The sequence below is a fragment of the Pseudoxanthomonas sp. Root65 genome (genome assembly GCF_001427635.1).
Lineage (GTDB): Bacteria > Pseudomonadota > Gammaproteobacteria > Xanthomonadales > Xanthomonadaceae > Pseudoxanthomonas_A.
Genome location: NZ_LMHA01000003.1, coordinates 349,138 through 371,873, shown reverse-complemented (window position 1 = coordinate 371,873; position 22,736 = coordinate 349,138). Strand labels below are relative to the sequence as shown.

Annotated in this window: 20 protein-coding genes; 16 read left to right on the top strand and 4 right to left on the bottom strand. The window is 68.2% G+C overall.

What is annotated here, in order from left to right:
• Positions 1 to 140: 140 nt before the first annotated feature.
• The 11 genes from ASD77_RS16385 (at position 141) to ASD77_RS16335 (ending at position 14,896) form a co-directional block, all read left to right on the top strand.
• Complete coding sequence (locus ASD77_RS16385; protein ID WP_082563383.1) at positions 141 to 2,348, top strand: methyl-accepting chemotaxis protein; 2,208 nt, start codon at positions 141 to 143, stop codon at positions 2,346 to 2,348.
• 164 nt (positions 2,349 to 2,512) lie between these two features.
• Positions 2,513 to 5,122 (top strand): EAL domain-containing protein, encoded by a 2,610-nt coding sequence (locus ASD77_RS16380; protein WP_055944426.1) that lies wholly within the window; start codon positions 2,513 to 2,515, stop codon positions 5,120 to 5,122.
• Positions 5,123 to 5,286: 164 nt separating this feature from the next.
• Positions 5,287 to 5,691, top strand: a complete 405-nt coding sequence (locus ASD77_RS16375) for a hypothetical protein (RefSeq protein ID WP_055944423.1) — start codon at positions 5,287 to 5,289, stop codon at positions 5,689 to 5,691.
• A gap of 97 nt (positions 5,692 to 5,788) precedes the next feature.
• A complete protein-coding gene (locus ASD77_RS16370) occupies positions 5,789 to 8,026 on the top strand; it encodes a methyl-accepting chemotaxis protein (RefSeq protein WP_055944418.1) in 2,238 nt (745 codons plus the stop codon).
• Between the two features lie 97 nt (positions 8,027 to 8,123).
• A complete protein-coding gene (locus ASD77_RS16365) occupies positions 8,124 to 9,035 on the top strand; it encodes a CheR family methyltransferase (RefSeq protein WP_055944415.1) in 912 nt (303 codons plus the stop codon).
• Positions 9,032 to 9,634, top strand: a complete 603-nt coding sequence (gene cheD / locus ASD77_RS16360; RefSeq protein ID WP_055945079.1) for a chemoreceptor glutamine deamidase CheD — start codon at positions 9,032 to 9,034, stop codon at positions 9,632 to 9,634. The genes ASD77_RS16365 and cheD overlap by 4 nt, the downstream gene beginning before the upstream one ends.
• The gene (locus ASD77_RS16355) at positions 9,631 to 10,701 is read left to right on the top strand and encodes a chemotaxis response regulator protein-glutamate methylesterase (protein ID WP_156383726.1); all 1,071 of its coding nucleotides are present in this window, start codon (positions 9,631 to 9,633) and stop codon (positions 10,699 to 10,701) included. Before cheD ends, ASD77_RS16355 begins: the two co-directional genes overlap by 4 nt.
• A gap of 232 nt (positions 10,702 to 10,933) precedes the next feature.
• Positions 10,934 to 12,124, top strand: a complete 1,191-nt coding sequence (locus ASD77_RS16350; RefSeq protein ID WP_055944409.1) for a methyl-accepting chemotaxis protein — start codon at positions 10,934 to 10,936, stop codon at positions 12,122 to 12,124.
• Positions 12,125 to 12,256: 132 nt separating this feature from the next.
• Positions 12,257 to 12,892 (top strand): histidine kinase, encoded by a 636-nt coding sequence (locus ASD77_RS16345; RefSeq protein ID WP_055944406.1) that lies wholly within the window; start codon positions 12,257 to 12,259, stop codon positions 12,890 to 12,892.
• Positions 12,893 to 12,957: 65 nt separating this feature from the next.
• Complete coding sequence (locus ASD77_RS16340; protein ID WP_082563416.1) at positions 12,958 to 14,604, top strand: EAL domain-containing protein; 1,647 nt, start codon at positions 12,958 to 12,960, stop codon at positions 14,602 to 14,604.
• Complete coding sequence (locus ASD77_RS16335; RefSeq protein WP_055944400.1) at positions 14,597 to 14,896, top strand: GIY-YIG nuclease family protein; 300 nt, start codon at positions 14,597 to 14,599, stop codon at positions 14,894 to 14,896. Before ASD77_RS16340 ends, ASD77_RS16335 begins: the two co-directional genes overlap by 8 nt.
• A 129-nt stretch (positions 14,897 to 15,025) precedes the next feature.
• On the opposite strand, the gene ASD77_RS16330 is transcribed toward ASD77_RS16335, so the two are convergent.
• From ASD77_RS16330 to flgA, 4 genes are all read right to left on the bottom strand, one after another.
• Positions 15,026 to 16,177, bottom strand: a complete 1,152-nt coding sequence (locus ASD77_RS16330) for an ATP-binding protein (protein WP_082563415.1) — start codon at positions 16,175 to 16,177, stop codon at positions 15,026 to 15,028.
• A 188-nt stretch (positions 16,178 to 16,365) separates the two neighbouring features.
• Positions 16,366 to 16,710, bottom strand: coding sequence for a flagella protein (locus ASD77_RS16325; protein WP_055944397.1), 345 nt, complete (start codon positions 16,708 to 16,710; stop codon positions 16,366 to 16,368).
• A gap of 5 nt (positions 16,711 to 16,715) precedes the next feature.
• Positions 16,716 to 17,024, bottom strand: a complete 309-nt coding sequence (gene flgM, locus ASD77_RS16320; protein WP_055944394.1) for a flagellar biosynthesis anti-sigma factor FlgM — start codon at positions 17,022 to 17,024, stop codon at positions 16,716 to 16,718.
• A 168-nt stretch (positions 17,025 to 17,192) separates the two neighbouring features.
• A complete protein-coding gene (gene flgA, locus ASD77_RS16315; protein ID WP_082563381.1) occupies positions 17,193 to 17,843 on the bottom strand; it encodes a flagellar basal body P-ring formation chaperone FlgA in 651 nt (216 codons plus the stop codon).
• A 912-nt stretch (positions 17,844 to 18,755) separates the two neighbouring features.
• Between flgA and ASD77_RS16310 the strand changes: the two genes are divergently transcribed.
• The 5 genes from ASD77_RS16310 (at position 18,756) to flgE (ending at position 22,634) form a co-directional block, all read left to right on the top strand.
• Entirely contained in the window at positions 18,756 to 19,709 is a 954-nt protein-coding gene (locus ASD77_RS16310) for a chemotaxis protein (RefSeq protein ID WP_055945071.1), read from the top strand.
• A 150-nt stretch (positions 19,710 to 19,859) separates the two neighbouring features.
• The gene (gene flgB / locus ASD77_RS16305) at positions 19,860 to 20,246 is read left to right on the top strand and encodes a flagellar basal body rod protein FlgB (protein ID WP_055944391.1); all 387 of its coding nucleotides are present in this window, start codon (positions 19,860 to 19,862) and stop codon (positions 20,244 to 20,246) included.
• Between the two features lie 11 nt (positions 20,247 to 20,257).
• Positions 20,258 to 20,665: a flagellar basal body rod protein FlgC gene (gene flgC, locus ASD77_RS16300; RefSeq protein WP_055944388.1), complete on the top strand. Its 408-nt coding sequence runs from the start codon at positions 20,258 to 20,260 to the stop codon at positions 20,663 to 20,665.
• A gap of 27 nt (positions 20,666 to 20,692) precedes the next feature.
• Positions 20,693 to 21,376, top strand: a complete 684-nt coding sequence (locus tag ASD77_RS16295) for a flagellar hook capping FlgD N-terminal domain-containing protein (protein ID WP_055944385.1) — start codon at positions 20,693 to 20,695, stop codon at positions 21,374 to 21,376.
• 37 nt (positions 21,377 to 21,413) lie between these two features.
• Entirely contained in the window at positions 21,414 to 22,634 is a 1,221-nt protein-coding gene (gene flgE, locus ASD77_RS16290; protein ID WP_055944383.1) for a flagellar hook protein FlgE, read from the top strand.
• Positions 22,635 to 22,736 lie beyond the last annotated feature (102 nt).

The following is a 22,736-nucleotide window of genomic DNA, read 5'->3' as shown; positions in this document are numbered from 1 at the left end:
CCATCGCAAGCCCGGCCATGCGTCTTTCGTCGTAGCACGCAACGCACCCTGCAAATCCGCGCGCGCCGGCCGATAACACCAGAGGGGCGCACTGCGTTCCCTCCCACTCCTATGCATCGTCCCTGCCGTCCGAGACCGCCATGTCGCTGAATGCCAAGATCGCCGCCACGCTTTCCTCCTTGCCGCTGAAGCGCCGGTTCCTGATCCAGACCGCGCTGGTCGCGCTGGGCACCATCGCACTGGCGGTCGTCGCCGCGCGCATGCAGTACCTGGACCTGACCAGTACGCGCCAGAACGGTCTGAAGGCACAGACCGAGATGGCGCTCAGCGTGATCGCCGGCTATGCCAAACAGGCGGCCGACGGCAAGCTCGACGAAGCCGACGCCAAGGCACGGGCACTGGCCACGCTGTCGACGATGCAGGCCAACGGCGGCGTGGACTATTTCTTCGTCACCGACGAAGCCCCGATCATGTTGATGCACCCCACCCGGCCGGATCTGACCGGCAAGCCGCTGGACGATGTGTTGAGCCCGGACGGCAAGCGCATCTTCCCGGAATTCGTCCGCGTGGCGCGGGCCGGCGGTGGCCACGTCGACTACAGCTGGGCCAAGGCCGGCGAGGAAGCGCCGGTACCGAAGACCTCGTACGCCGCGCTGTACCAGCCGTGGGGCTGGGTGATCGGCACCGGCGTCTATCTCGACGATACGCAGGCGCAGGCGATGCAGTTCACCGTGGTCATGACCATCGCCGGCGGCCTGCTGGTGCTGCTGAGCATGGCGATCGGCTGGGTCATCGGCCAGTCGGTGCTTGAGCCGGTGGCACGTGCCCTGGCGGCGATCAAGGGCGTCTCGCGCGGCGACCTGAGCGTGCGCACCGGCCATCATGGCCGCGACGAGGTGGGCCAGATGCTGAAGGCCACCGACGAGATGGTGCACATGCTGGAACGCTTCTCGCACGAGACGCGGGACATGATCCGCCTGCACGAAGCCGAGGACATCAGCCACCGCATGCCGGAGGATTTCCCCGGCGTATACGGCGAACTGGCCGGCGGCATCAACACCATGATGTTCGAGCACCTGCACGCGTTCCGCGATGCCATCGGCATCCTGGAGCGTTATGCCAGCGGCGACCTGAGCCAGGACGCACGCCGCCTGCCCGGTACCCGTGCGTTCCTGCACGAGGCGATGGACGCAGCCAAGCAGAGCCTGCTGGCCATCAACGGCGAGATCAAGCGGCTGTCGCAGTCGGCGGCGGCCGGCGACTTCACCGCACGCGGCGACGAGGCCGGCTTCCGCCACGACTTCCTGCAGATGGTGCAGGGCCTGAACACCATGATGGCCACCAGCGACCGCAACCTCGCACAGCTGTCGGCCCTGCTGCGCGCCATTGCCGATGGCGACCTGACCGCACGGATGGAAGGCGACTTCCACGGCGTGTTCGCCACGATGCGCGACGACGCCAACGCCACCGTCGGCCAGCTGACCGAGATCGTCGGCGGCATCCAGATGGCGGCCACCAGCATCAACACCGCTGCCGGCGAAATCGCCAGCGGCAACGCGGACCTGTCGCGTCGCACCGAGCAGCAGGCGGCGAACCTCGAAGAAACCGCCGCGTCGATGGAGGAACTGACCTCCACCGTGCGCCAGAACGCCGAATCCGCCCGCCAGGCCAACCAGCTCGTGGTCGGCAAGGTCGTCACCACGATGACCGACATCGAGCAGTCCTCGAAGAAGATCGCCGAGATCATCTCGGTCATCGACGGCATCGCCTTCCAGACGAATATCCTGGCCTTGAACGCGGCGGTGGAAGCGGCCCGTGCCGGCGAACAGGGCCGCGGCTTCGCCGTGGTCGCGTCGGAAGTGCGCACGCTGGCCCAGCGTTCGGCCAATGCGGCCAAAGAGATCAAGGGCCTGATCGAGAACTCCGTGGACAAGGTCGCCGATGGCTCGGCACTGGTGAACCAGGCCGGTGCGACGATGGCCGAGATCGTGGCCAGCGTGCAGCGCGTGACCGACATCATGTCCGAGATCTCGGCCGCCTCGCAGGAACAGAGCGCGGGCATCGAACAGGTCAACCAGACCATCGTGCAGATGGACGAAGCCACCCAGCAGAACGCCGCACTGGTGGAGGAAGCCACCGCCGCCGCGCGCTCGATGGAGGAGCAGGCGCAGGCGCTGACCGGTTCGGTCTCGGTGTTCAAGCTGCAGGCCACGGTCGCCGCGCCGGCACGCAAGGCCACGTCGGCGGCCGCGCCGTCGCGGGTAGCGGCGCCGCGGGCCGTGGCTCGCAAGCCGGTGACCCGCCCGCCCGAGCCGGCGCTGGCGGACGGCGACTGGCAGGAGTTCTGATGGCGCGGACGTCCTGCGTCCCTGCCCCGTGACCGCGTTCAAGTAATCCGGAACCCGGCCGTTATGTCACTTGAAGGCACCCCACCCTGGCCCCCGATGACCGTCGCACCCACCGCCCACGACGACGCCAGCCGCCCGCCGCCCGTGCACCACGCGGAGGCGGCATGTTGCGCCGCACGCTGAATGCGCTGACACCGCTGCGCGAGGCCCAGGCACCGACCGAGCCGGCGCACGACAGCCTGTGGCACGTGCTGGAACAGTCGGTGGATGCGGCCTTCGTCGTCGATGGCCGCCATCGCGTGGTGCTGTTCAATCCGGCAGCCGAAGCGCTGTGGCGCTGCCGCCGCGAAGACGTGCACGGCCTGCCCTTCACCCGCCTGCTGGCGAACGCGCAGGCTGACGGCACGGCCGACTCGACGCTGGCCGCCCTGCTCGGCAGCCATCGCGATGCCGTGCTGCTGCGCCAGGACAGCAGCCAGGCGGCCTGCTCGGTGTCGATGTCGAAAGTGGTGATCGGCGAACACGTCTTCCACACCGCCTTCGTCCGCGACACCAGCGACCAGCAGCGGCAGCTGGCACGCCTGCGCCAGCTGTCCATCGTGGTGGACAGCAGCGACAACGCGATCTTCATCAGCTCGGTCGATCGCGAGGTCGTCTACGTCAACAGCGGCTTCACCCGCATGCTCGGCTACCGGCTGGAGGAACTGCGCGGCATCAAACCGTCCGAACTGCTGTCCGGTCCGCATACCGACGGCACGCTGGACGAGCGCATCAACCGGGCGATGGATGCCGGCGAGGGCCTGCAGACCGAGGTACTGCTGTACACCAAGGCCGGGCGGCCGTTGTGGCTGTCCGCCGCGATCAATCCGGTGCACGACGAAGACGGCACGCTGCTGGGCCTGGTCAGCGTGCTCAGCGACATCACCCGGACCAAGATGCACCAGGTGCTGCACAACAAGGTGCTGGACGCGCTGGTGCACGAGTGGAACGTCGCCGACGTGATGACGCTGATCTGCCGCGAGGTGGAGCACATCGCGCCCGAGCTGACCGTGTCCATCATCACCGTGGACAGCGAAGGGCTGATGCATGCCCTCGCCTCGCCGAGCATGCCCGAAGCCTGGGCGCGCAAGATCAACGGCCTGCCGATCGGCCCGCGGGCAGGCGTCTGCGGCGTGGCCGCCTGGCGTGGCCGCGCGGTGCTGGTCAAGGACATCGCCAGCGATCCGCTGTGCGCCAACACCCGCCACCTGACCACGCCGCTGGGGCTGCGCGCGTGCTGGACGCACCCGATCAAGTCCAGCAGCGGCCGCGTGCTGGGCACGCTGTCGTTCTACTACCGCGAGAACCGCGGCCCGGACGAACTGCACGAGCGCCTGGCCGACACCTGCCTGCACCTCTGTTCGCTGACGCTGGAGCGCGAACAGACCAACGAGCGCGTCCATCAGCTGGCGTTCTACGACACCCTCACCGGCCTGCCGAACCGCATCATGTTCAGCGCCAAGGCCGAGCAGGCGCTGGCCAACGTGGCCCAGTCCAACGGTACGGCCGCCGTCCTGTTCATCGACCTGGACCGCTTCAAGCGGGTCAACGACGCGCAAGGCCATGCCGCTGGCGATGGCCTGCTGCGCGATGTCGCCGCCCGCCTCAGCGAGGAACTGGGCGGCATCAACATCGTCGGTCGCCAGGCCGGCGACGAGTTCGTTGCGGTGCTGCCGATGTGCAGCACCGAACAGGCCGGCAGCGTGGCCGAGCGCCTGCTCGGCGCCATCGCCGCACCGACCACCGCCGGCCTGATGACCCTGCATCCCAGCGCCAGCATCGGCGTGGCGATGTTCCCCGAGGACGGCCGCGACATCGACCTGCTGGTGCGCCACGCCGACATGGCCATGTACCGCGCCAAGCGCGACGGCGGCAGCGGCTTCCGCTTCTTCAGCGTGGACATGAACCGCCTGGCGCAGGAACGCGTCTCGCTGGAAACCGCCTTGCGCGACGCCTTGCGCCAGAACCAGCTGGACCTGCATTACCAGCCCCAGGTGGGCGGCTCCCACGGCCACGAACTGTACGGCGTGGAGGCGCTGCTGCGCTGGCACCACGCGGACCTGGGCGTGATCCCGCCCGCGCGCTTCGTGCCCGTCGCCGAAGAGTGCGGCCTGATCGCCGACCTCAGCCTGTGGGTGTTGCGCCAGGCCTGCGCACGCATGGCCGACTGGCGTGGCCGCGGCATCGACATCCCGCGCGTCTCGGTGAACATCTCGGCGATCAACTTCCGCGATCCGCAGCTGTCGCTGCAGATCTCCGAACTGCTGGACGAACACGGCCTGGTACCCGCCGACCTGACGCTGGAGATCACCGAGAGCGTCATGCTCGATCCCGACCCGGACGTGCTGGAGAACATCGAGGCCATCTACCTGCTCGGCGTGCGCCTGTCGCTGGACGACTTCGGCACCGGCTATTCCAGCCTCAGCCACCTGCACCGCCTGCCGATCAGCGAGCTCAAGCTGGACCAGAGCTTCGTGCGCGACATCGACACCAGCGCGATCGCGCGCACGCTGACGTCCTCGGTGCTGCGCATCGGCGAAAGCCTGGGCATGAAGGTGGTGGCCGAGGGCGTGGAAACCGAGTCGCAGCATCGCTTCCTCACCGAACAGCGCTTTCCCGTGCTGCAGGGCTACCTGTTCTCGCCGCCGTTGCCGGCGGACGAGCTGGAAGACTGGATGCAAGCCCAGGGTTACAGCGCGGCCCGCGAGGCCGAGGTCACCGCCTCCGTCGCCTGAGCGCGCGCCCCCCGGCGCGCGCACAGGACACGCGAATTGTGATGCGGGTCCCAATCGCACACATCCGCGCGTCAGGGTTCGACCATGGTCTCAAGTTTGATCCGGGCGGGCCGATCTCAGCCGGTGAGTCCTTCCCACTTTCCCCACTCTCCGGAGCCACTGGCATGAAGATCGCATCCGTCCTGACCCTGTCCATCGCCGTCGTCGGCGCCGCCCTGCTGATGCCCGCCGCGCCGGCCAACAGCCAGTCGCAGATCGACAACGCCATCCCGGCCGACATGGCGCCGCGCTTCGCCGGCAAGGCCGGCACCGTCTGCGGCAAGGTCGGCAAGGCCCGCTTCGCCGAGAACGCCGAAGGCACGCCGACCTTCCTGTACATGGGCGGCAACTTCCCGCGCCACACCTTCACCGCGCGCATCCCGGGCGACGCCCGCGCCAAGTTCAAGCCGGCGCCGGAAGAACTGGAAGGCAAGGACGTCTGCGTGATCGGCAACATCGAGCGTGACCAGTCGCGCGCCGAGATCGTCGTCAACTCGCCGTCGAACCTGAAGCTCGCGACGATCCGCTGATACGCCGATCCGTTCCACGGGCAGGGCGCACGACGCCCTGCCCCGGTTGCACCCAGAGCGGCGCGGCGCGCGCCAAGGTCAAAGGAAAAAGAATCCCATGCAGCGGATCAAGAACCTCAAACTGACGACGAAGATGATGCTCGCCTTCGGCGTCGTGCTGGCCCTGATGCTGATCCAGGGCATCGCCGCGTTCGTCGGCCTCAATTCGTTGAACGGTGTCACCACCGACGTCACCGGCAATGTACTGCCCAGCGTGAAGGCCGCAGGCGACATGCAGAGCCTGCTGGGCGAGTACCGCACCACGTCCTATCGCCAGCACGTCCGCGCCAGTGACGCGGTCAAGGCCGAAGCGAAGACACAGGCCGCGCAGACCGAGAAGAAGATCGACCAGGCGATCAAGGACTACGTGCCGCTGATCTCCAGCGCTGACGAGAAGAAGGCCTACGACGCTTTCGTCAAGGAATGGAAGGGCGCGCAGCAATCCTATGCCGAAGTGCAGGAGATGCTCGATCTCGGCCTGCCGGACGACGCCGTCGACGCCTTCATCGGTTCCACCCGCGACCAGCACCGCAAGGCGCTCACCGCACTCACCGCCCTGGTTAATGTCGTCGACACGCAGGCCAAGGCGGCCAGCGCCAGCGCCGAGAGCACCTACGCCGCCTCCAGCACGCTGATGATCGTCATGCTGCTGGCCGGCATCGTCGGCGGCCTGACGCTGGCATGGTTCTTCGCCCGTGCCATCGCCAACGGCGTCGGCGAGGCCGTGCGCGTGGCCAATGACGTCTCCGCCGGCAAGCTGGACGGCAAGATCGACACCAGCCGCTCTGACGAAGTCGGCCAGCTGCTCACCGCCATGCAGCGCATGCAGACGCAGGTGCAGTCGGTCATCGCCGCGCAGAGCGAGATGGCCGCGCGCCACGACGAAGGCCAGATCAGCTACCGCATGGACGACAGCGCGTTCCCCGGCGAGTACGGCCGCATGGTGCGCGACACCAACGCGCTGGTCGCCTCGCACCTGCAGGCGATCGGCGATGCACTGAAGATCATGCAGCGCTACTCGGTCGGCGACCTGAGCCTGGACATGCCCAAGCTGCCTGGCGAAAAGGCCAACCTCACCGAGACGATGGACGCCACCAAGGCCAACCTGTCGGCCATCAACGGCGAGATCAAGCGCCTGGCCATGTCGGCGTCGGCGGGCGATTTCAGCCAGCGCGGCGACGTGGACAAGTACCAGTACGACTTCCGCGACATGATCGACGGCCTGAACCAGCTGATGGAAACCACCGACGGCAACCTGGCCGAAGTCTCCGAACTGCTGAAGGCCATCGCCCGCGGCGACCTGACCGCGCGGATGGAAGGCGACTTCCACGGCGTGTTCGCCACCATGCGCGACGACGCCGACGCCACCGTCACGCAGCTGACCGACATCGTCGGCCGCATCCAAGACGCATCCAGCAGCATCAACACCGCCGCCGGCGAGATCGCCAGCGGCAACTCGGACCTGTCGCGCCGTACCGAGCAGCAGGCGGCCAACCTGGAAGAAACCGCCGCGTCGATGGAGGAACTGACCTCCACCGTGCGCCAGAACGCCGAATCCGCCCGCCAGGCCAACCAGCTGTCCATCGGTGCCGCCAGCGTGGCCTCGCAGGGTGGCGAGGTGGTCGGCAAGGTGGTCACGACGATGCGCGACATCGAGCATTCGTCGAAGAAGATCGCCGACATCATCTCGGTCATCGACGGCATCGCCTTCCAGACCAACATCCTGGCGCTCAACGCCGCGGTGGAAGCCGCCCGTGCCGGTGAACAGGGTCGTGGTTTCGCCGTGGTGGCCAGCGAGGTGCGTACCCTCGCCCAGCGCTCGGCCAATGCGGCCAAGGAAATCAAGGGTCTGATCGAGACGTCCGTGGACAAGGTGGCCGACGGCTCCAAGCTGGTGAACCAGGCCGGCGCGACCATGGGCGAGATCGTCGCCTCGGTGCAGCGCGTGACCGACATCATGGCCGAGATCTCCGCCGCTTCGCAGGAACAGAGCGCCGGTATCGAACAGGTCAACCAGACCATCACCCAGATGGACGAGACCACCCAGCAGAACGCCGCACTGGTCGAAGAGGCTTCTGCCGCCGCCCGCTCGATGGAAGAACAGGCGCTGGCGCTGAGCGAGTCCGTCTCGGTGTTCAAACTGCATGCGCAGGCCCCGGCCGCGCCGCTGGCGACGTCCAAGCCGGCCAAGGCCGCGCCCGCGGCCGCCAGCACCCGCCCAGCGGTCGCCCGCAGCAGCGCGCCCGCGCCGCTCGAGCCGGCGCTGGCCGACGGCGACGACTGGCAGGAGTTCTGAGGCACGCCGCTTGCATCACGTGGACATGCCGAAGCCCCGTCCTGCCGACGGGGCTTCGGCCGAGTAACCCGACAGTAGCCCTCTCTTACGAGATCCCATGTCCGTCAGTCCCCGCCCTCTTGTTCCGGCACCTTCGACCCGACGGACCTCCGCCGCGCCACCGCAGGACGATGCAGCAGCATCCGGCGCGCGCGATTTCGAGTTCGACGACCGCGACTTCCGCCGCGTCGCCGACCTGATCCGCCAGCGGGCCGGCATCGCCCTGGCCGATGGCAAGCGCGACATGGTCTACGGCCGCCTCTCGCGCCGCCTGCGTGCGCTGGGGCTGCGCAGCTTCAAGGACTACCTGGACCAGCTGGAGCGCGACGGCGGCGACGAATGGCAGGCGTTCACCAACGCGCTGACCACCAACCTCACCTCGTTCTTCCGCGAACCGCACCATTTCGAGCGGCTGCAGGAAGAGCTGGCCAAGCGCCGCCACGACGGACCGCTGAAGATCTGGACCTGCGCCGCCTCCACCGGCGAGGAACCGTATTCGATCGCCATCTCCGCCTGCGAGGCCTACGGCACGCTGACCCCGCCGGTACGCATCCTGGCCACCGACGTGGACACGCAGGTGCTGGCCACCGGCGAACGCGGCGTCTACCCGGTCGAACGCATCGCCGGCCTCGACGACACGCTGAAGCGCCGCTACTTCCAGCGCGGCAGCGGTCCCAACGAAGGCAAGTGCCGCGTGCATCCGGCGCTGCGGCAGATGATCGAGTTCCGCCCGCTCAACCTGCTGGCGCCCCGCTACGACGTGGCCGGTCCGTTCACGGCGATGTTCTGCCGCAACGTGATGATCTATTTCGACAAGCCGACCCAGCGCGGCATCCTCACCCGCCTGGTCCCGCACCTGGCCGACGACGGCATGCTGTACACCGGGCACTCGGAGAACTACCTGCACGCCGCAGACATCATCCAGCCGTGCGGCCGCACGCTGTACCGGCGCGCCGGGGCCGCCGCGTGAGCGCCGCCGCGGCCGCCTTCGCCGATGGCAGCGTCCTGCGCTACCACGACATCCGCTTCAAGACCGCAGCCGCCAAGCTGCTGCCCACGCAGTACCTGGTGGTGGACGACCACACCGCGCTGGTCACCGTGCTGGGCTCGTGCGTGGCTGCGTGCATCCGCGACCCGCTGCTCAAGCTCGGCGGCATGAACCACTTCCTGCTGCCCGACGGCAACGTCGGCGACGGCGCGCCCGCGCGCTACGGCAGCTATGCGATGGAACTGCTGATCAACGACCTGCTCAAGCGCGGTGCGGCCCGCAACCGGCTGCAGGCCAAGGTGTTCGGCGGCGCCAACGTGCTGAAGGGGTTCACCAGCAATCCGGTCGGCACGCGCAACGCCGAATTCGTCCGCCGCTACCTGGATGCCGAACGCATCCCGGTGGTGGCCGAAGACCTGCGCGGCATCCATCCGCGCAAGGTCTGGTATTTCCCCGACAGTGGCCGCGCGGTCGTGCAGCGCCTGCCGCACGCGCACGACGCCGAAGTGCTGGCCGCCGAGTCCGCGGCCCGCGCCCGCCTGTCCAAGGCCCCCGTCACCGGGGGCGTGGAGCTGTTCTGATGAGCATGACCCCTTGCCGCGTGCTGATCGTCGACGACTCGGCGGTCGTGCGCCAGATGCTGACCGAGATCCTGTCCCGCGACCCCGGCATCGAGGTGGTCGGCTCGGCCGCCGATCCGCTGCTGGCGCGCGACAAGATCAAGCGCCTGAATCCCGACGTGATGACGCTGGACGTGGAAATGCCGCGCATGGACGGGCTGGCGTTCCTGGAGAACGTCATGCGCCTGCGGCCGATGCCGGTGGTGATGATCTCCTCGCTCACCGAGCGCGGCGCCGACACCACCCTGCAGGCGCTGGCGCTGGGCGCGGTGGACTTCGTCTCAAAACCGAAGCTCGATGTCGCCAGCGGCCTGCAGGCGTATTCGGACGAAATCATCGCCAAGGTCAAGGCCGCGGCGAAGGCGCGCGTCCGCCCGCTGGCGCGCCAGGGCGCGCCGCGCGTGAACCTCGACACCGCCCTGCCGGCACCGCCCGCGCTGCGCTTCCGCACCACCGACCGGCTGATCGCCATCGGCGCGTCGGCCGGCGGCACCGAGGCGCTGCGTGTGGTGCTGGAACAGATGCCCGCCGACGCGCCCGCCATCGTGCTGACCCAGCACATTCCCGCCGGTTTCAGCCGCGCCTTCGCCGAACGCCTCGACCGGCATTCGGCCATGGCCGTACGCGAGGCGACCGACGGCGAAGCCATCCTGCCCGGCCATGCCTACCTGCCGCCGGGCGGCCTGCACATGCGCGTGATCCGCGACGGCGCCCGCTGGCGCTGCCGCATCGACGACGGCCCGGCGGTGAACCGCCACAAGCCGGCGGTCGACGTGCTGTTCCGCTCGGTCGCGCAGAGCGCCGGCGGCAACGCGGTCGGCGCCATCCTCACCGGCATGGGCGACGACGGCGCCCGCGGCCTACTGGAAATGAGCCAGGCCGGCGCCCCCACCCTGGTGCAGGACGAAGCCACCAGCGTGGTCTGGGGCATGCCCGGCGCGGCCATGCGCATGGGTGCCGCGAAAGAGGCCCTGCCACTGGAACGCATCGCCCAGCGCCTGCTCGACCTGGCTGCGGCGATCGCCTGAGCTTCCGGAATCCTCGCTGTGGGACTGATGTGGGAGCGACGTCAGTCGCGATGACGGGACCGCGGTGCCCGAACAAAGAGCATCGCGACTCACATCGCTCCCACAACAGCCTGGCACACAAGCGACAACCGGCATCACAGATCGCGGGTGATCGAAAAACCACCCGAATTCCCGCCTAAAGAGCCGTTCCCCACGGCCGATACTCAACAGTGAGCTTCATCAGAGAGCACCCATGTACTCGCGCATCCTGGTTCGTCTGGCGGCACCCCTCATCCTGACCCTGCTGTTCCCGGTGTCGGTCGGCTTCGACTGGCCCAATGCCCTGCAATGGGCCCTGTTGACCTCGCTGACGCTGGCCTGGTTGATCTTCGCCTGGCTGACCGCGACCCACGGGCACCAGATCTCGCCCGAGCACGCCAGCGTCGTGCGCGAACAGGACGCACTGCTGACCGAACTGCGCCGCTTCGTCAACAACGAGATCGAAGGCTCGCGCAGCGAGATCGAACGCGCCCGCGAACTGATCCGCGAAGCCGTCAACAACCTCGGCGGCAGCTTCGACGCGATGAACCGCAAGTCGCGCGAGCAGAGCGCGGCGATCTCGCGCATCATCGACCGCAACGGCGAGGGCGACCGTGCCGGCGTGGACGTGGCGCGCTTCGCCCAGAACGCCAGCCAGCGCATGGAACAGCTGGTCGAGGCGCTGGAACAGGTCGCCGGCCAGAGCGGCACCACCGTGCACCACATCGACGACATGGCCCAGCACCTGGACGGCATCTTCTCGCTGCTGGAAGACGTCAAGTCGATCGCCGACCAGACCAACCTGCTGGCGCTGAACGCGGCCATCGAAGCGGCGCGCGCCGGTGAAGCCGGACGCGGCTTCGCCGTGGTCGCCGACGAGGTGCGCAACCTGTCCGAGCGCTCCACCGCCTTCAACGAACAGATCCGCAAGCTGGCGCACAGCTCCAAGGAATCCATCGCCAAGGTCCGCGACACCGTGTCGAACATGGCTTCGCGCGACCTGGACCGCTCACGCGAAGCACGTTCGGAAGCCGCGGGCATGCTGAACCAGGTCGCGGCAATCAACGCCTCGCTGGGCGACGGCATGCGCGAGGTCTCGATGTGCGGCCACGCCATCGACGCGAGCGTCGCCGACGCGGTCCGCTCACTGCAGTTCGAGGACATCGCCACGCAGTCGCTGGGCAGTGCGACCACCCATCTGGACCGCCTGACCGCGATCAACAAGGAAGCCGTCGCCCTGCAGGAACTGCTGCACCGCACTGGCGGCGCCACCGACAACGAACTGCTCAGCGCACTGCGCCTGATCGGCAACCGCCTGCGCGACCAGCGCACGGAATGGGAGCGTCCGCCGCACAAGCCGGTCGCCCAGCAGAACATGGGCGCCGGTACGGTCGAGCTGTTCTGATCGCGGCAGACGCGACACACGATTGACCACGACGGGGCGGCCACGGGCCGCCCCGTCGCGTTTCCGGGCCTCACCCGCCCGACCTCGAAGTCGCGCTGGCATACTGCGGCCACGCCCGCACCGTCGCTGCCGATGCCGAACCCGCCTTCCTCCTCTGCCCTGCTGCTGCAGCTGTTCCGCCTGCAGGAAGCCGAGCGCCATCGCGTTGGCCGCGCCCTGCACAACCAGGTCGGCCAGGCCCTGTCGGCGATCCGCATGGGCGCCCATCTGGTGCAGTCGGAAGACGATGCCGCCCTGCGTGCGGAGGATCTGCAGGAGATCATCCGCGCCAGCGACGACGCCGTCGCCATCGTGCGCGACCTGCATGCCACGCTGCATCCGCCGCAGCTGGATTCGATCGGCCTGGACGCCGCGCTGCGTGCCGAGCATGAGCGCCTGTTCCCCGGCACCGCTCTGGCCTTGGCGCCGCTGCCGCGCGCGCCGGCACCCGACCACGCCCTGGTCGCGTTCCGCATCGCCCAGATGGTGATGCGTGCCGTGGCGCAGGCGGGAACCACGCTGGGCGTGTCGCTGGCAGGCAGCGCGGAGGCGTCGGGCGACCTGACGCTGGAGCTGCAGGCCGGGGACGCGATCGAGCTGCCCGAGCTGCCATTGCTGCAGGCATTGGCGGGCGCGGCCGGCGGCGGCCTCGATGCCGTTTCCGGCACGCACTGGCGACTTCGCCTACCCTATGGCCCCACGTCCGCGATGCCTGCCCAACCCGCGTGAATACCGAGCACGCCCATCTGCCCCGCCTGCCCCGCCTGGGCGCCGGCGAACCCGACCTGCAACGCATGGTCGACACGGCGACCGCGGACGGTACGCCGCTGATGTTGCTGTACCTGGACATCGACCACTTCCGCTCGATCAACGAGAACATGGGCGTGGAAGTCGGCGACGAAGCGCTGGCGATCCTCAGCGACCGCCTGCAACGGGCGCTCGGCCCGGAAGCGCGGGCGTGGCGCCACGGCAGCGACGAGTTCATCGTGGCGGTGCCGCGCGTGGCGGGCACGCTGCCGCCGGAGCGCTTCGGCGACATGCTGCGCGAGCAGATCGAACTGCCGATGACGGTGCTTCCGTACACGCTGTTCCTGACCGGCACGCTGGGCGTGGCGCTGTGCCCCGAGCATGCCGACACCGCCTCGGGCCTGCTGCAGTGCGCGGAAAGCGCGATGGAACAGGCCAAGCACGAAGGCATGAACCTGGTACGCCTGTACCGGCGCGGCGCGGCGATCACCGCGCGCAGCGACAGCATCATCGCGCGGCAGATCGTCAACGCCATCCACCACAACGAACTGCGCCTGTTCTACCAGCCGCAGATCAACGCGCACGACGGCCGCGTGGTGGGCATGGAAACCCTGCTGCGCTGGTACTCCCCCGCGCTCGGCCTGCTGGTGCCGGAGCGCTTCATGCACGTGGCCGAAAAGCTCGGCGTGATCGTGCAGATCGGCGACTGGGTGCTGCGGAACGCCTTCAAGCAGGCACGCGTCTGGCGCGACTGGGGCTTCGACGACTTCGAGATCGCGGTCAACGTATCGACGCTGCAACTGCTGCGTCCCAGCTTCGTGTCCGAGGTGCTGGAGGCGATGCAGGAGGCCGGCATCCCGCCGCAGATGGTGGTGCTGGAGGTCCGCCAGAACGCGCTGGCCAAGGACATGAACCTGGTCCACCGCACGCTGGCGCAGCTGCACCGCGAAGGCGTGCGGCTGACGCTGGACGACTTCGGCATGGGCGATTCCAACCTGGATTCGCTGGTGCGCTTCTCGGTGGACAAGATCAAGATCGACCGCAACTTCGTGAAGGGCGTGCCGTCCAGCCCGCGCGAGGTGGCCATCACCTGCGCCATCATCGCGATGGGCCACCAGCTGGGCATGAAGGTCATCGCGCACGGCGTGGAGACCGACACGCAGCTCGGCTTCCTGCGCCGCAACCAGTGCGACATGTTCCAGGGCCACCTGTTCGGCGAACCGATGTCGGCCGAGGATGCCGGCGCCGTGCTGCGCCGCCGCTACCTGCGCGCGGACGCGTTCGCCGCCACCAAGCCGGACCGCACCCTGCTGCTGTTGGACGACGAGGAGAACATCCTGCGCTCGCTGGTGCGCCTGTTCCGCCGCGATGGTTACCGCATCCTCGCCGCCAGCAACGTCACCGACGCCTTCGAGCTGCTGGCGACCAACGACGTGCAGGTCATCCTGTCCGACCAGCGCATGTCGGACATGAGCGGCACCGAATTCCTCGGCCGCGTGCGCCTGCTGTATCCCGACACCGTGCGGCTGGTGCTGTCGGGCTACACCGACCTGGCCACGGTGACCGAGGCGATCAACCGCGGCGAGATCTACCGTTTCCTGACCAAGCCCTGGAACGACGACGACCTGCGCGAACACATCCGCCAGGCCTTCACCACCTACGAGAACCAGCCGCACCACCGCGCGCATGCCTGACGCTGTCGCGCCCATGCCGGAGGGCTGGTGCCTGTACCTGCTGGAATGCCGCAACGGCACGTACTACGCCGGCATCACCAACCGGCTTGAAGCACGCTACGCCGCGCATGTCGCCGGCACCGGCGCCAAGTACACCCGCGCGAATCCGCCGCTGCGCGTGCTCGCGAGTCGTGGCTACCCGGACCGCAGCGCGGCCTCGCGCGCCGAGGCGCAGCTGAAGCGGTTGCCCAGGGCGAAGAAGCTCGCTTTCTTCGAGTCGGCTGACGTGGATGTGGATGTGGGAGCGACGTAAGTCGCGAACGCTGAAAACGAACCATCGCCGCGTCATCGAACGCGACCGACGCCTGCCGCGCAGATCCTGGTTCGGGACAACCGAACTCCCTTATCGCGACTTACGTCGCTCCCACAAGAACCAGACCACTCACGCCGCGTCGAGGCTCGGCTGCCGGATCGGCAGGGTGATGCGGAAGCAGGCGCCGGCGCCGGGCACGTTACGTGCCTCGATGCGGCCGTTGTGCTTCTTGACGATGCCGTAGGAGATCGACAGGCCCAGGCCGGTGCCGCTGCCGACCGGCTTGGTGGTGAAGAAGGGGTCGAAGATGCGCTGCAGGATCTCGTCCGGAATGCCGTGGCCGCTGTCCTGGATCTCCACCCAGACCTCCTCGCCGTCCACGCCGGTGGTGACGTGGATCGTGCCGCGTTCGTCGATGGCATGGCTGGCGTTGAGCAGGATGTTCATGAACACCTGGTTCAACTCGGACGGACGGCACTGCACCAGCGGCAGCTTGCCGTAGTGTTTCTCCAGCGTGACCTTGTACTTCAGCTCGTTCCAGATGATGTTGATGGTGGAATCGAGACCGGCGTGCAGGTCGGCGGATTTCCAGCTGTCGTCGCGACCGGAGTAGGAGAAGTCCTTCAGGTTGCGCACGATGGCGGTGACGCGCTCGATGCCCTCGCGCGATTCGGACATCAGCTGCGGCAGGTCGCCGGTGATGAAGTCGATGTCGGAGCGTGCGCGCAGATCCTCGATCTCGGGCAGCATCACCTTGGGGTCCGGCAGGCGCAGCGCGCGTTCGTAGACCTCGATCAGCGAGAACAGGCTGTGCAGGTATTCCTGCAGCGAGCCGAGGTTGGAGTGCACGTAGCCGATCGGATTGTTGATCTCGTGCGCGACGCCGGCGGCCAGCTGGCCGATCGAGGCCATCTTCTCCGACTGCACCAGTTGCTCCTGGGCGCCGGCCAGCCGCACCAGCGTCTGCCGGAGCTGGGCGTGGCGTCGCTGCAGTTCCTGCTGGCGCGCATGCGCCTCGCTGACGTCGTGGAACACGACCAGGCAGTGGCCGCCGCCGGGATTGTCGTGGAAGTAGGCGCGCACCTGCAGCACCAGGCCATCGTCGAGCGTCAGGTCGGCGTTCCAGCGACCGGTCTCGCGCGCGGTGCGGATCGCATCCGCCGGCAGCAGGCGCGACAGGGCGGCCAGAGGGTCGACATGGTCGTTGACCAGCGCGCGCGCCGCCGCGTTGGCGTGCAGCGGACGCGCATCGCCACGACAGAGCAGATAACCATCGTCCATCAGTTCGGCCAGCGCCTTGAGGTCGGCGAAGGTCGGGATGTCGTCCACGGCGCAGGCGCCGGGGGACGTGTTCAATGGCGGGACTGTGGCCACGGATGCATCGGGTGGCGGCGATGGGGCGCCAGTATCCGGCGCGGCAGCGGGAGCGGCAAGGTGCGGTGTCGCAGTTTGCGGATCCGGCACCGGGCTCAGGCGACCGCGAGCGGACGCGGCGCGGACGTCGTGGACGTCTGCCCCTGCGCATCGTAGGCGCCGTGGCTTTCGGTGCGGCCCAGATGGCGCAGCGCCCAGTTCACTTCGCGACGGCGACGCGCCAGCAGGATGCCGTTGGCATGGTTCTTCTCGGCCAGTTCGGCCAGCTGTTCGCGCAGGTCTTCCGGGAAGCCGAAGCCGGCGGCCGCGGTTTCCAGCGCGCGCAGCGCATCCAGCTTGTCCTGCGTGCATCGCACCAGCGCTTCCACGTCGTGCTCGACGATGGCGCGCCGTTCCCCTTCCAGGGCCGCGGACAGTCGCTGGAGGGAGGCATGGCTCATTGCGCTCAGCCGCCCAACTGGTCTTCCAGGCCCAGCATGCCGTCGGCGATCGCCTCGGCATTGACCTTGTAGGTACCGGCCTGCAGGGCTTCACGCACGGCCTGCACGCGGGACTCGTTGATCGCGGGCGCGTTGGACAGCTCGCGCTGCATCGCCTGCAGGCTGGCGGCCTCGCCGGTCAGGCGCAGACTGTCGCCGCCGGCGCTGGCTTCGACCGGCCGCGAACGTTCGGCACCCGCCGGCGCAACACGGCCGCCAACGGGGCCGGTGGTGCGGACGGCGGCAGGGGGAGTGCCTTCGATTTTCTGGCTCATTTCATTCACCTGTCACAGGGTTCATAGGAGTTATCGGCCGCGGCCCTTCCGACTTTAGTGACGGAGGCCACAATCCGCGGAAGTGCCAGATCGTGCCCGGCCTGCTTCCACCCACGTTCGATATCGGCCACCCCCGGCATACCTTGAGGGCGATGTGGCCATGATGCGTCATCGGCTGACCCAGACGTCGCCGCCCGGCCCCACCACGCCCTGCACCACGCGGCGCGAGGACAGGTTTTCCACGGTGACCCGCTCGTTCTCGCCGCCATCGGCGAGCGCCTTGCCGGCCACGCGCACTTCCACCCCGCCGCGACGGGACACCAGCGCCACGTTGTCGCCACGCCGGACCAGCCGCTGCGCGACCAGGTCGGTCGAAGCCAGCACCGCGCCGGCCGACAGCATGCGCCGGGCGACCCGGCCCACCGCCTGCGCCGGATCGGCGACGGCGGCCCCGACGATGCGCGAGGCATCGCGACGCTCGGCGACGAAAGCGTCTGCGGTAATCGTTTCGCCCGGGGCGATGCCGCGCGCCAGGACGAGGACCGTCTGGCTGCGGCGCACGCGCACGGGCACGAACAGGCGCCAGCCGGCGTCCTGCGGGCAACTGACTTCCACGCTGGTGCTGCCCTGGATGCGCGCCACCAGCGCCGCACCGCAGCGTGGCAGACGCAGGGCGGGGTCCAGCGTGGCTTCGGCTTCGCTGCCGGCAGGCAGCGCACCGATCGCAGCAGCCTTGATGCTGTCGACCGGCTGGAAGTCCGCGGCCAACACGCTGCATGCGGTCAGGCCACCGATCAGGGCGAAAGTGAGGCGCAGCATGGGCGGGGTCCGGAGGTTCATCGGCGGGGAAGCTGCAAGCGGTGTGCCAGAGCCCTCGACTGCCGCGGGGTCCGAGGTGTTGTCTTTCTGACGCGCTTGAGCCCCTCTCCCCGCGGGAGAGGGGTTGGGGAGAGGGCCAACGAAGCACGTGCCTTCGATCCGCCGGCAGTCCGCACCACATCCGCCACGGGCTCCGCTTTTGATGGCCTGGCGGGAGGCGCTTTCCTTTTCTTGAACATGGTGCCGCTCGCCGCGGAGGCCTTACTTTCTTTGCTTGTGCAAAGAAAGTAAGCAAAGAAAGCACACCCCGGCGGTCCGCCCGCCGCTGCGCGGCGGGTGCGCAGTCCAGGCGGGAATTTTCGTGCGGGGCATCGTGCCCCGTACGAAAACGCCGCACATCCTTGTGCGGCGCCCCTTTGGGGTTGCACCCGCCGTGACTGCCGGACCTCAGGGGGCCCGAGAGCCAAAGCCGATGCGTCGCGGTTGCTCCTGCTTTTCGGGGTCCCCATGAGGCACGGCGAGCGGGCCGGGTAAAACCCGAAGGGCGCCGCCCCGGATGGGCGGCGTTTTCGTATGGCACACGGATGTGCCTTACGAAAATTCCCGGACCGCTCGCGGACCCTGCGCGAAGCGCAGGGCGTGCCGCCTGGGGCGTGTTTCTTTGGTTCCTTTCTTTGCACGAGCAAAGAAAGGAATGCCCCCGCGGCGAGCGGCACCATACGTCCTGGAAAAGAGCCCCACCCCGCAAGGCCACGGACCCAAAGGCCATCGCGGATGTCGTGGCGCACCATGGAGAGCGAAGACATGGACTTCGTTGGCCCTCTCCCCTACCCCTCTCCCGCAGGGAGAGGGGCTTCAATCGGCGCCGCTCCCCCGGCTCAAGTTCCCTATCCCGCGGCCGATATGCTGTGCATGACCCAGGATCTGCTCAACCGCATCGACCAGCGCACCCGCCTGGCCGGCCACAACCGCCTCGCCCTGCTGCTGTTCCGCCTGGGCGGGCGTCAGCTTTTTGGCGTCAACGTCTTCAAAGTGCAGGAAGTCCTGCGCCGACCCTCGCTGTTCCAGCTCCCCGGCCTGCCGGGCGAGTTCGTCGGCGTGGCCGACGTCCGCGGGCGGTCGGTGCCCGTGCTTGACCTGGGCTTGAGCATCCGCCACCCCGAGCGCGACCCCAATCCCGAGAACGCCCCCAACTACTTGGTCGTCACCGAGTTCAACCGCTCGGTGCAGGGCTTCCTGGTCAGCGGCGTGGAGCGCATCGTCAACATCGCGGTGGAAGACATCCACCCGCCGCCGGAGCTGGGCGCGGAAAACAGCTACCTGACCGCGGTGACGCGCTTCCAGGGCGAACTGATCCAGGTGATCGACGTGGAAAGCGTGCTGGCCGACATCTGCCAGTCGCGCATGGACGCCACCCTGGCGCCGGAGATGGCCCTGCCCGCCGATGCGCCGCCGATGCAGGTGCTGGTCGTCGACGACTCCCGCGTGGCGCGCTCGCAGATCCGCAGCGTGCTGGAGCAGCTGGGCGTCACCGCCACCCTGCTCTCGGACGGCCGGCAGGCACTGGACCACCTCTTGCAGGTGCACGCCGCCGGCGAGAATCCGGCCGAGCGCTACGCCATGGTCATCTCCGACATCGAGATGCCCGCCATGGACGGTTACACGCTGACGACGGAAATCCGGCGCCACCCGGGCCTGGCCGGCCTGTACGTGCTGCTGCACACGTCCCTGTCGGGCGTGTTCAACAACGCGATGGTCGAACGCGTGGGCGCCAACGCCTTCGTGGCCAAGTACAGCCCGCACGAGCTGGCCGAACACGTGCTGTTCCGCCTGAACCAGGTGGCGGCGGCACGCATGGCGGCGTAAGGCGCACCCCGAAGCCACCGTCAGCGCCAGCGCGGCGCTCGCCCCTCATCCGCCCTTCGGGCACCTTCTCCCCGCCGCGCGGGGAGAAGGAGGCGCATGTCTGGCACACGCCTTGCAACTGCCCCGGCAACGGTCTGCCGGAGCGGTGCCATGTCCAATCCCATCTCCAGTTACCTCGGTGTCCACGCCGCGGCGTTGCCGCTGCGTGAGCAGCGCATGCAGCTGATCGCCAGCAACCTGTCCAACGCCGACACGCCCAACTTCAAGGCCAAGGACCTGGACTTCCAGGCCGCCCTGGAACAGGCCGCCGCCAAGGCCGCGCCGCTGAGCAGCACCAACGAGCAGCACATGACGCTGCTCAACGCCTCGCCGCGCATCTTCGAGCGCGACGGCGTGCAGCCCAGCCTCGACGGCAACACCGTCGACGCCGACACCGAGCGTGCCGCCTACGGCCGCGCGGCGCTGGAATACCGCGCCTCGCTGAGCTTCATCGAATCCAAGGTGCGCACCATGCTCACCGCGATCACCGGCCAGTAAGGGGCACTGCCATGAGCAACCTGCCGATCTTCGACGTCGCCGGTTCCGCGCTGCAGGCGCAGTCCGTACGTCTCAACACCATCGCCAGCAACCTGTCCAACGCCGACTCCATCGCCTCCTCGCCGGAAGCGGTGTACAAGCCGATCGAACCGATCTTCCAGGCCCGCAAGCTCAATGCGGACGGGTCGCTGACCTCGGTGCAGGTGAAGGAAATCACCCAGAGCGAGGCACCGCCGATCAAGCGCTACGAGCCCGGCCATCCGATGGCCGATGGCGATGGCTACGTCTATGCGCCGGATGTCGATCCGGTGGCGCAGATGGTCAACCTGATCTCGGCCTCGCGCGGCTACCAGGCCGGCGTGGAAGTGCTGAACACCGCCAAGGAACTCGCCCTGGCCACGCTGACGATGGGCCGCTGACGCACCCTCCCCTGACCGAGCACACCCATGACCACTGTCAACGGCGATCCGTTCGCCGCCCTCAATACCAGCACCACCGGCGCCGCGACCACCGCGAAGAAAGCCGACACCCTGGGCCAGGCCGACTTCATGCGGCTGATGACCGAGCAGCTGAGCAACCAGGATCCGCTGAAACCCCTGTCCAACAGCGAGTTTGTCGCCCAGCTGGCGCAGTTCTCCACCGTGCAGGGCATCAGCGATCTGAACGGCACCGTCAACGGCTTCACCGCCGCACTGACCGGCGACCAGGTGCTGAAAGGCGCCGCGCTGGTCGGCCACTCGGTGGTGGTGCCGTCCGAATCCATCGCCCTGCCCGCCACCGGCAACGCCAGCGGCCTGGTGATGTCCCCCGGCGCCGGCAAGGTGACCTTCGAGATCAAGGACGCCAGCGGCATGGTGGTGGACACCATTGAAGTCGACGCCACCGCCAAGGGCGAAACCGCGTTCGCCTGGGATGGCGTGAAGGCCAACGGCGAGCGTGCCGACGCCGGCGCGTACACGATCAAGGCCACGCACACCGCCAGTGATGGCACCGGCACCGCCCTCAACACCTACGTCGACGCCACCGTGGACAGCGTGACCATCGGCTCCGACGGCCTGTACCTCAACCTGCCCGGCCTGGGCACCGCCCCGCTCGACTACGTGCTGCGCATCGGCAAGTCGACGTCCTGACACCCACGCTCCCACCGCATCCCGCAAGGAGTCTTCCATGGCATTCAACAGCTCACTGTCCGGCATGAGGGCGGCCAACGCCGACCTCAACGTCACCTCGCACAACATCGCCAACGTCAACACCACCGGCTTCAAGGAGTCGCGCGCGGAGTTCGCCGAGGTGTTCTCGTCCACCGGCTACGGCCTGATGCGCAACGGCATCGGTGCCGGCGTGCGGCTGACCAACGTCGCCCAGCAGTTCTCGCAGGGCGACATCAACCAGACCGGGCGCTACCTGGACATGGCGGTGGACAAGGAAGGCTTCTTCACCGTCAGCAACAACGGCACCAACGTGTATACGCGCGCCGGCAACTTCCAGCGCGATCCGAACGGTTTCGTGACCACGCCGGAAGGCTACCGCCTGCAGGTGTTCCCGCCACGTGCCGACGGCATCGGCTTCGACACCGGCAACATGACCGACCTGCGCCTGCTGACCACCGACAGCCCGCCGTCGCCGACCACCGCCGTGGAACTGGGCGTCACCCTGCCCGGCAACGCCGCGCAGCCGACGATCGCCCCGTTCTCGCCGACCGACAGCGCCAGCTACAACGAAACCACCTCGGTCACCGTGTACGACTCGCTGGGCGTGGCCCACCAGCAGACTGTGTACTACGTTAAGACGCCGAACCCGAACGAGTGGCAGATGCACACCTACGTGGACGGCGCCTCGATGGGCGCGCCGACCACCGTGCAGTTCGACAACAACGGCACGCTGACCGCACCGGCCAATGGCCAGGTGGCGCTCGCCCCGTTCACGCCCAGCACCGGCGCCGGCGTGTTGAACATGACGCTGAACATCAGCGGCACCACGCAATACGGCGAGCAGTTCGCCAAGCGCATCCAGAACCAGGACGGCTACGCCACCGGCAAGCTCAACGAGTTCAGCGTGTCCGAAACCGGCGTGGTCTACGCGCGCTACTCCAACGGCGAAGACCAGGCACTGGGCCAGGTGGCGCTGGCCAACTTCAGCAACCCGCAGGGCCTGGTGTCGCAGGGCAACAATACCTGGACGCACAGCTACGCCTCGGGTGAACCGCGCATCGGCGCACCGGGCACGTCGGACTTCGGCCAGGTGGCCTCCGGCGCGCTGGAAGCCTCGACCGTCGACCTGACCGAACAACTGGTCAACATGATCGTGGCGCAGCGCAACTTCCAGGCCAACTCGCAGGCCCTGTCGACCCAGGACCAGATCACCCAGGCGGTCATCAACATCAGGTGAGGCGAGGAGTGAGCGGAGAGGAGTGAGGAGTGAGTGGGATCTACCGCACTCGCTGACACACTCCCCCGCCTTTCCTCACTTCTCACTCCTCTTCACTCTGGA

What these genes read in the sequence shown, in the direction of transcription:
- ASD77_RS16385 (WP_082563383.1), top strand. Translation starts at nt 141, where the DNA reads ATGTCGCTGAATGCCAAGATCGCCGCCACGCTTTCCTCCTTGCCGCTG.
- ASD77_RS16380 (WP_055944426.1), top strand. Translation starts at nt 2,513, where the DNA reads ATGTTGCGCCGCACGCTGAATGCGCTGACACCGCTGCGCGAGGCCCAG.
- ASD77_RS16375 (WP_055944423.1), top strand. Translation starts at nt 5,287, where the DNA reads ATGAAGATCGCATCCGTCCTGACCCTGTCCATCGCCGTCGTCGGCGCC.
- ASD77_RS16370 (WP_055944418.1), top strand. Translation starts at nt 5,789, where the DNA reads ATGCAGCGGATCAAGAACCTCAAACTGACGACGAAGATGATGCTCGCC.
- ASD77_RS16365 (WP_055944415.1), top strand. Translation starts at nt 8,124, where the DNA reads ATGTCCGTCAGTCCCCGCCCTCTTGTTCCGGCACCTTCGACCCGACGG.
- ASD77_RS16350 (WP_055944409.1), top strand. Translation starts at nt 10,934, where the DNA reads ATGTACTCGCGCATCCTGGTTCGTCTGGCGGCACCCCTCATCCTGACC.
- ASD77_RS16345 (WP_055944406.1), top strand. Translation starts at nt 12,257, where the DNA reads ATGCCGAACCCGCCTTCCTCCTCTGCCCTGCTGCTGCAGCTGTTCCGC.
- ASD77_RS16340 (WP_082563416.1), top strand. Translation starts at nt 12,958, where the DNA reads ATGGTCGACACGGCGACCGCGGACGGTACGCCGCTGATGTTGCTGTAC.
- ASD77_RS16335 (WP_055944400.1), top strand. Translation starts at nt 14,597, where the DNA reads ATGCCTGACGCTGTCGCGCCCATGCCGGAGGGCTGGTGCCTGTACCTG.
- ASD77_RS16330 (WP_082563415.1), bottom strand. Translation starts at nt 16,177, where the DNA reads ATGGACGATGGTTATCTGCTCTGTCGTGGCGATGCGCGTCCGCTGCAC.
- ASD77_RS16325 (WP_055944397.1), bottom strand. Translation starts at nt 16,710, where the DNA reads ATGAGCCATGCCTCCCTCCAGCGACTGTCCGCGGCCCTGGAAGGGGAA.
- flgM (WP_055944394.1), bottom strand. Translation starts at nt 17,024, where the DNA reads ATGAGCCAGAAAATCGAAGGCACTCCCCCTGCCGCCGTCCGCACCACC.
- flgA (WP_082563381.1), bottom strand. Translation starts at nt 17,843, where the DNA reads ATGCTGCGCCTCACTTTCGCCCTGATCGGTGGCCTGACCGCATGCAGC.
- ASD77_RS16310 (WP_055945071.1), top strand. Translation starts at nt 18,756, where the DNA reads ATGACCCAGGATCTGCTCAACCGCATCGACCAGCGCACCCGCCTGGCC.
- flgB (WP_055944391.1), top strand. Translation starts at nt 19,860, where the DNA reads ATGTCCAATCCCATCTCCAGTTACCTCGGTGTCCACGCCGCGGCGTTG.
- flgC (WP_055944388.1), top strand. Translation starts at nt 20,258, where the DNA reads ATGAGCAACCTGCCGATCTTCGACGTCGCCGGTTCCGCGCTGCAGGCG.
- ASD77_RS16295 (WP_055944385.1), top strand. Translation starts at nt 20,693, where the DNA reads ATGACCACTGTCAACGGCGATCCGTTCGCCGCCCTCAATACCAGCACC.
- flgE (WP_055944383.1), top strand. Translation starts at nt 21,414, where the DNA reads ATGGCATTCAACAGCTCACTGTCCGGCATGAGGGCGGCCAACGCCGAC.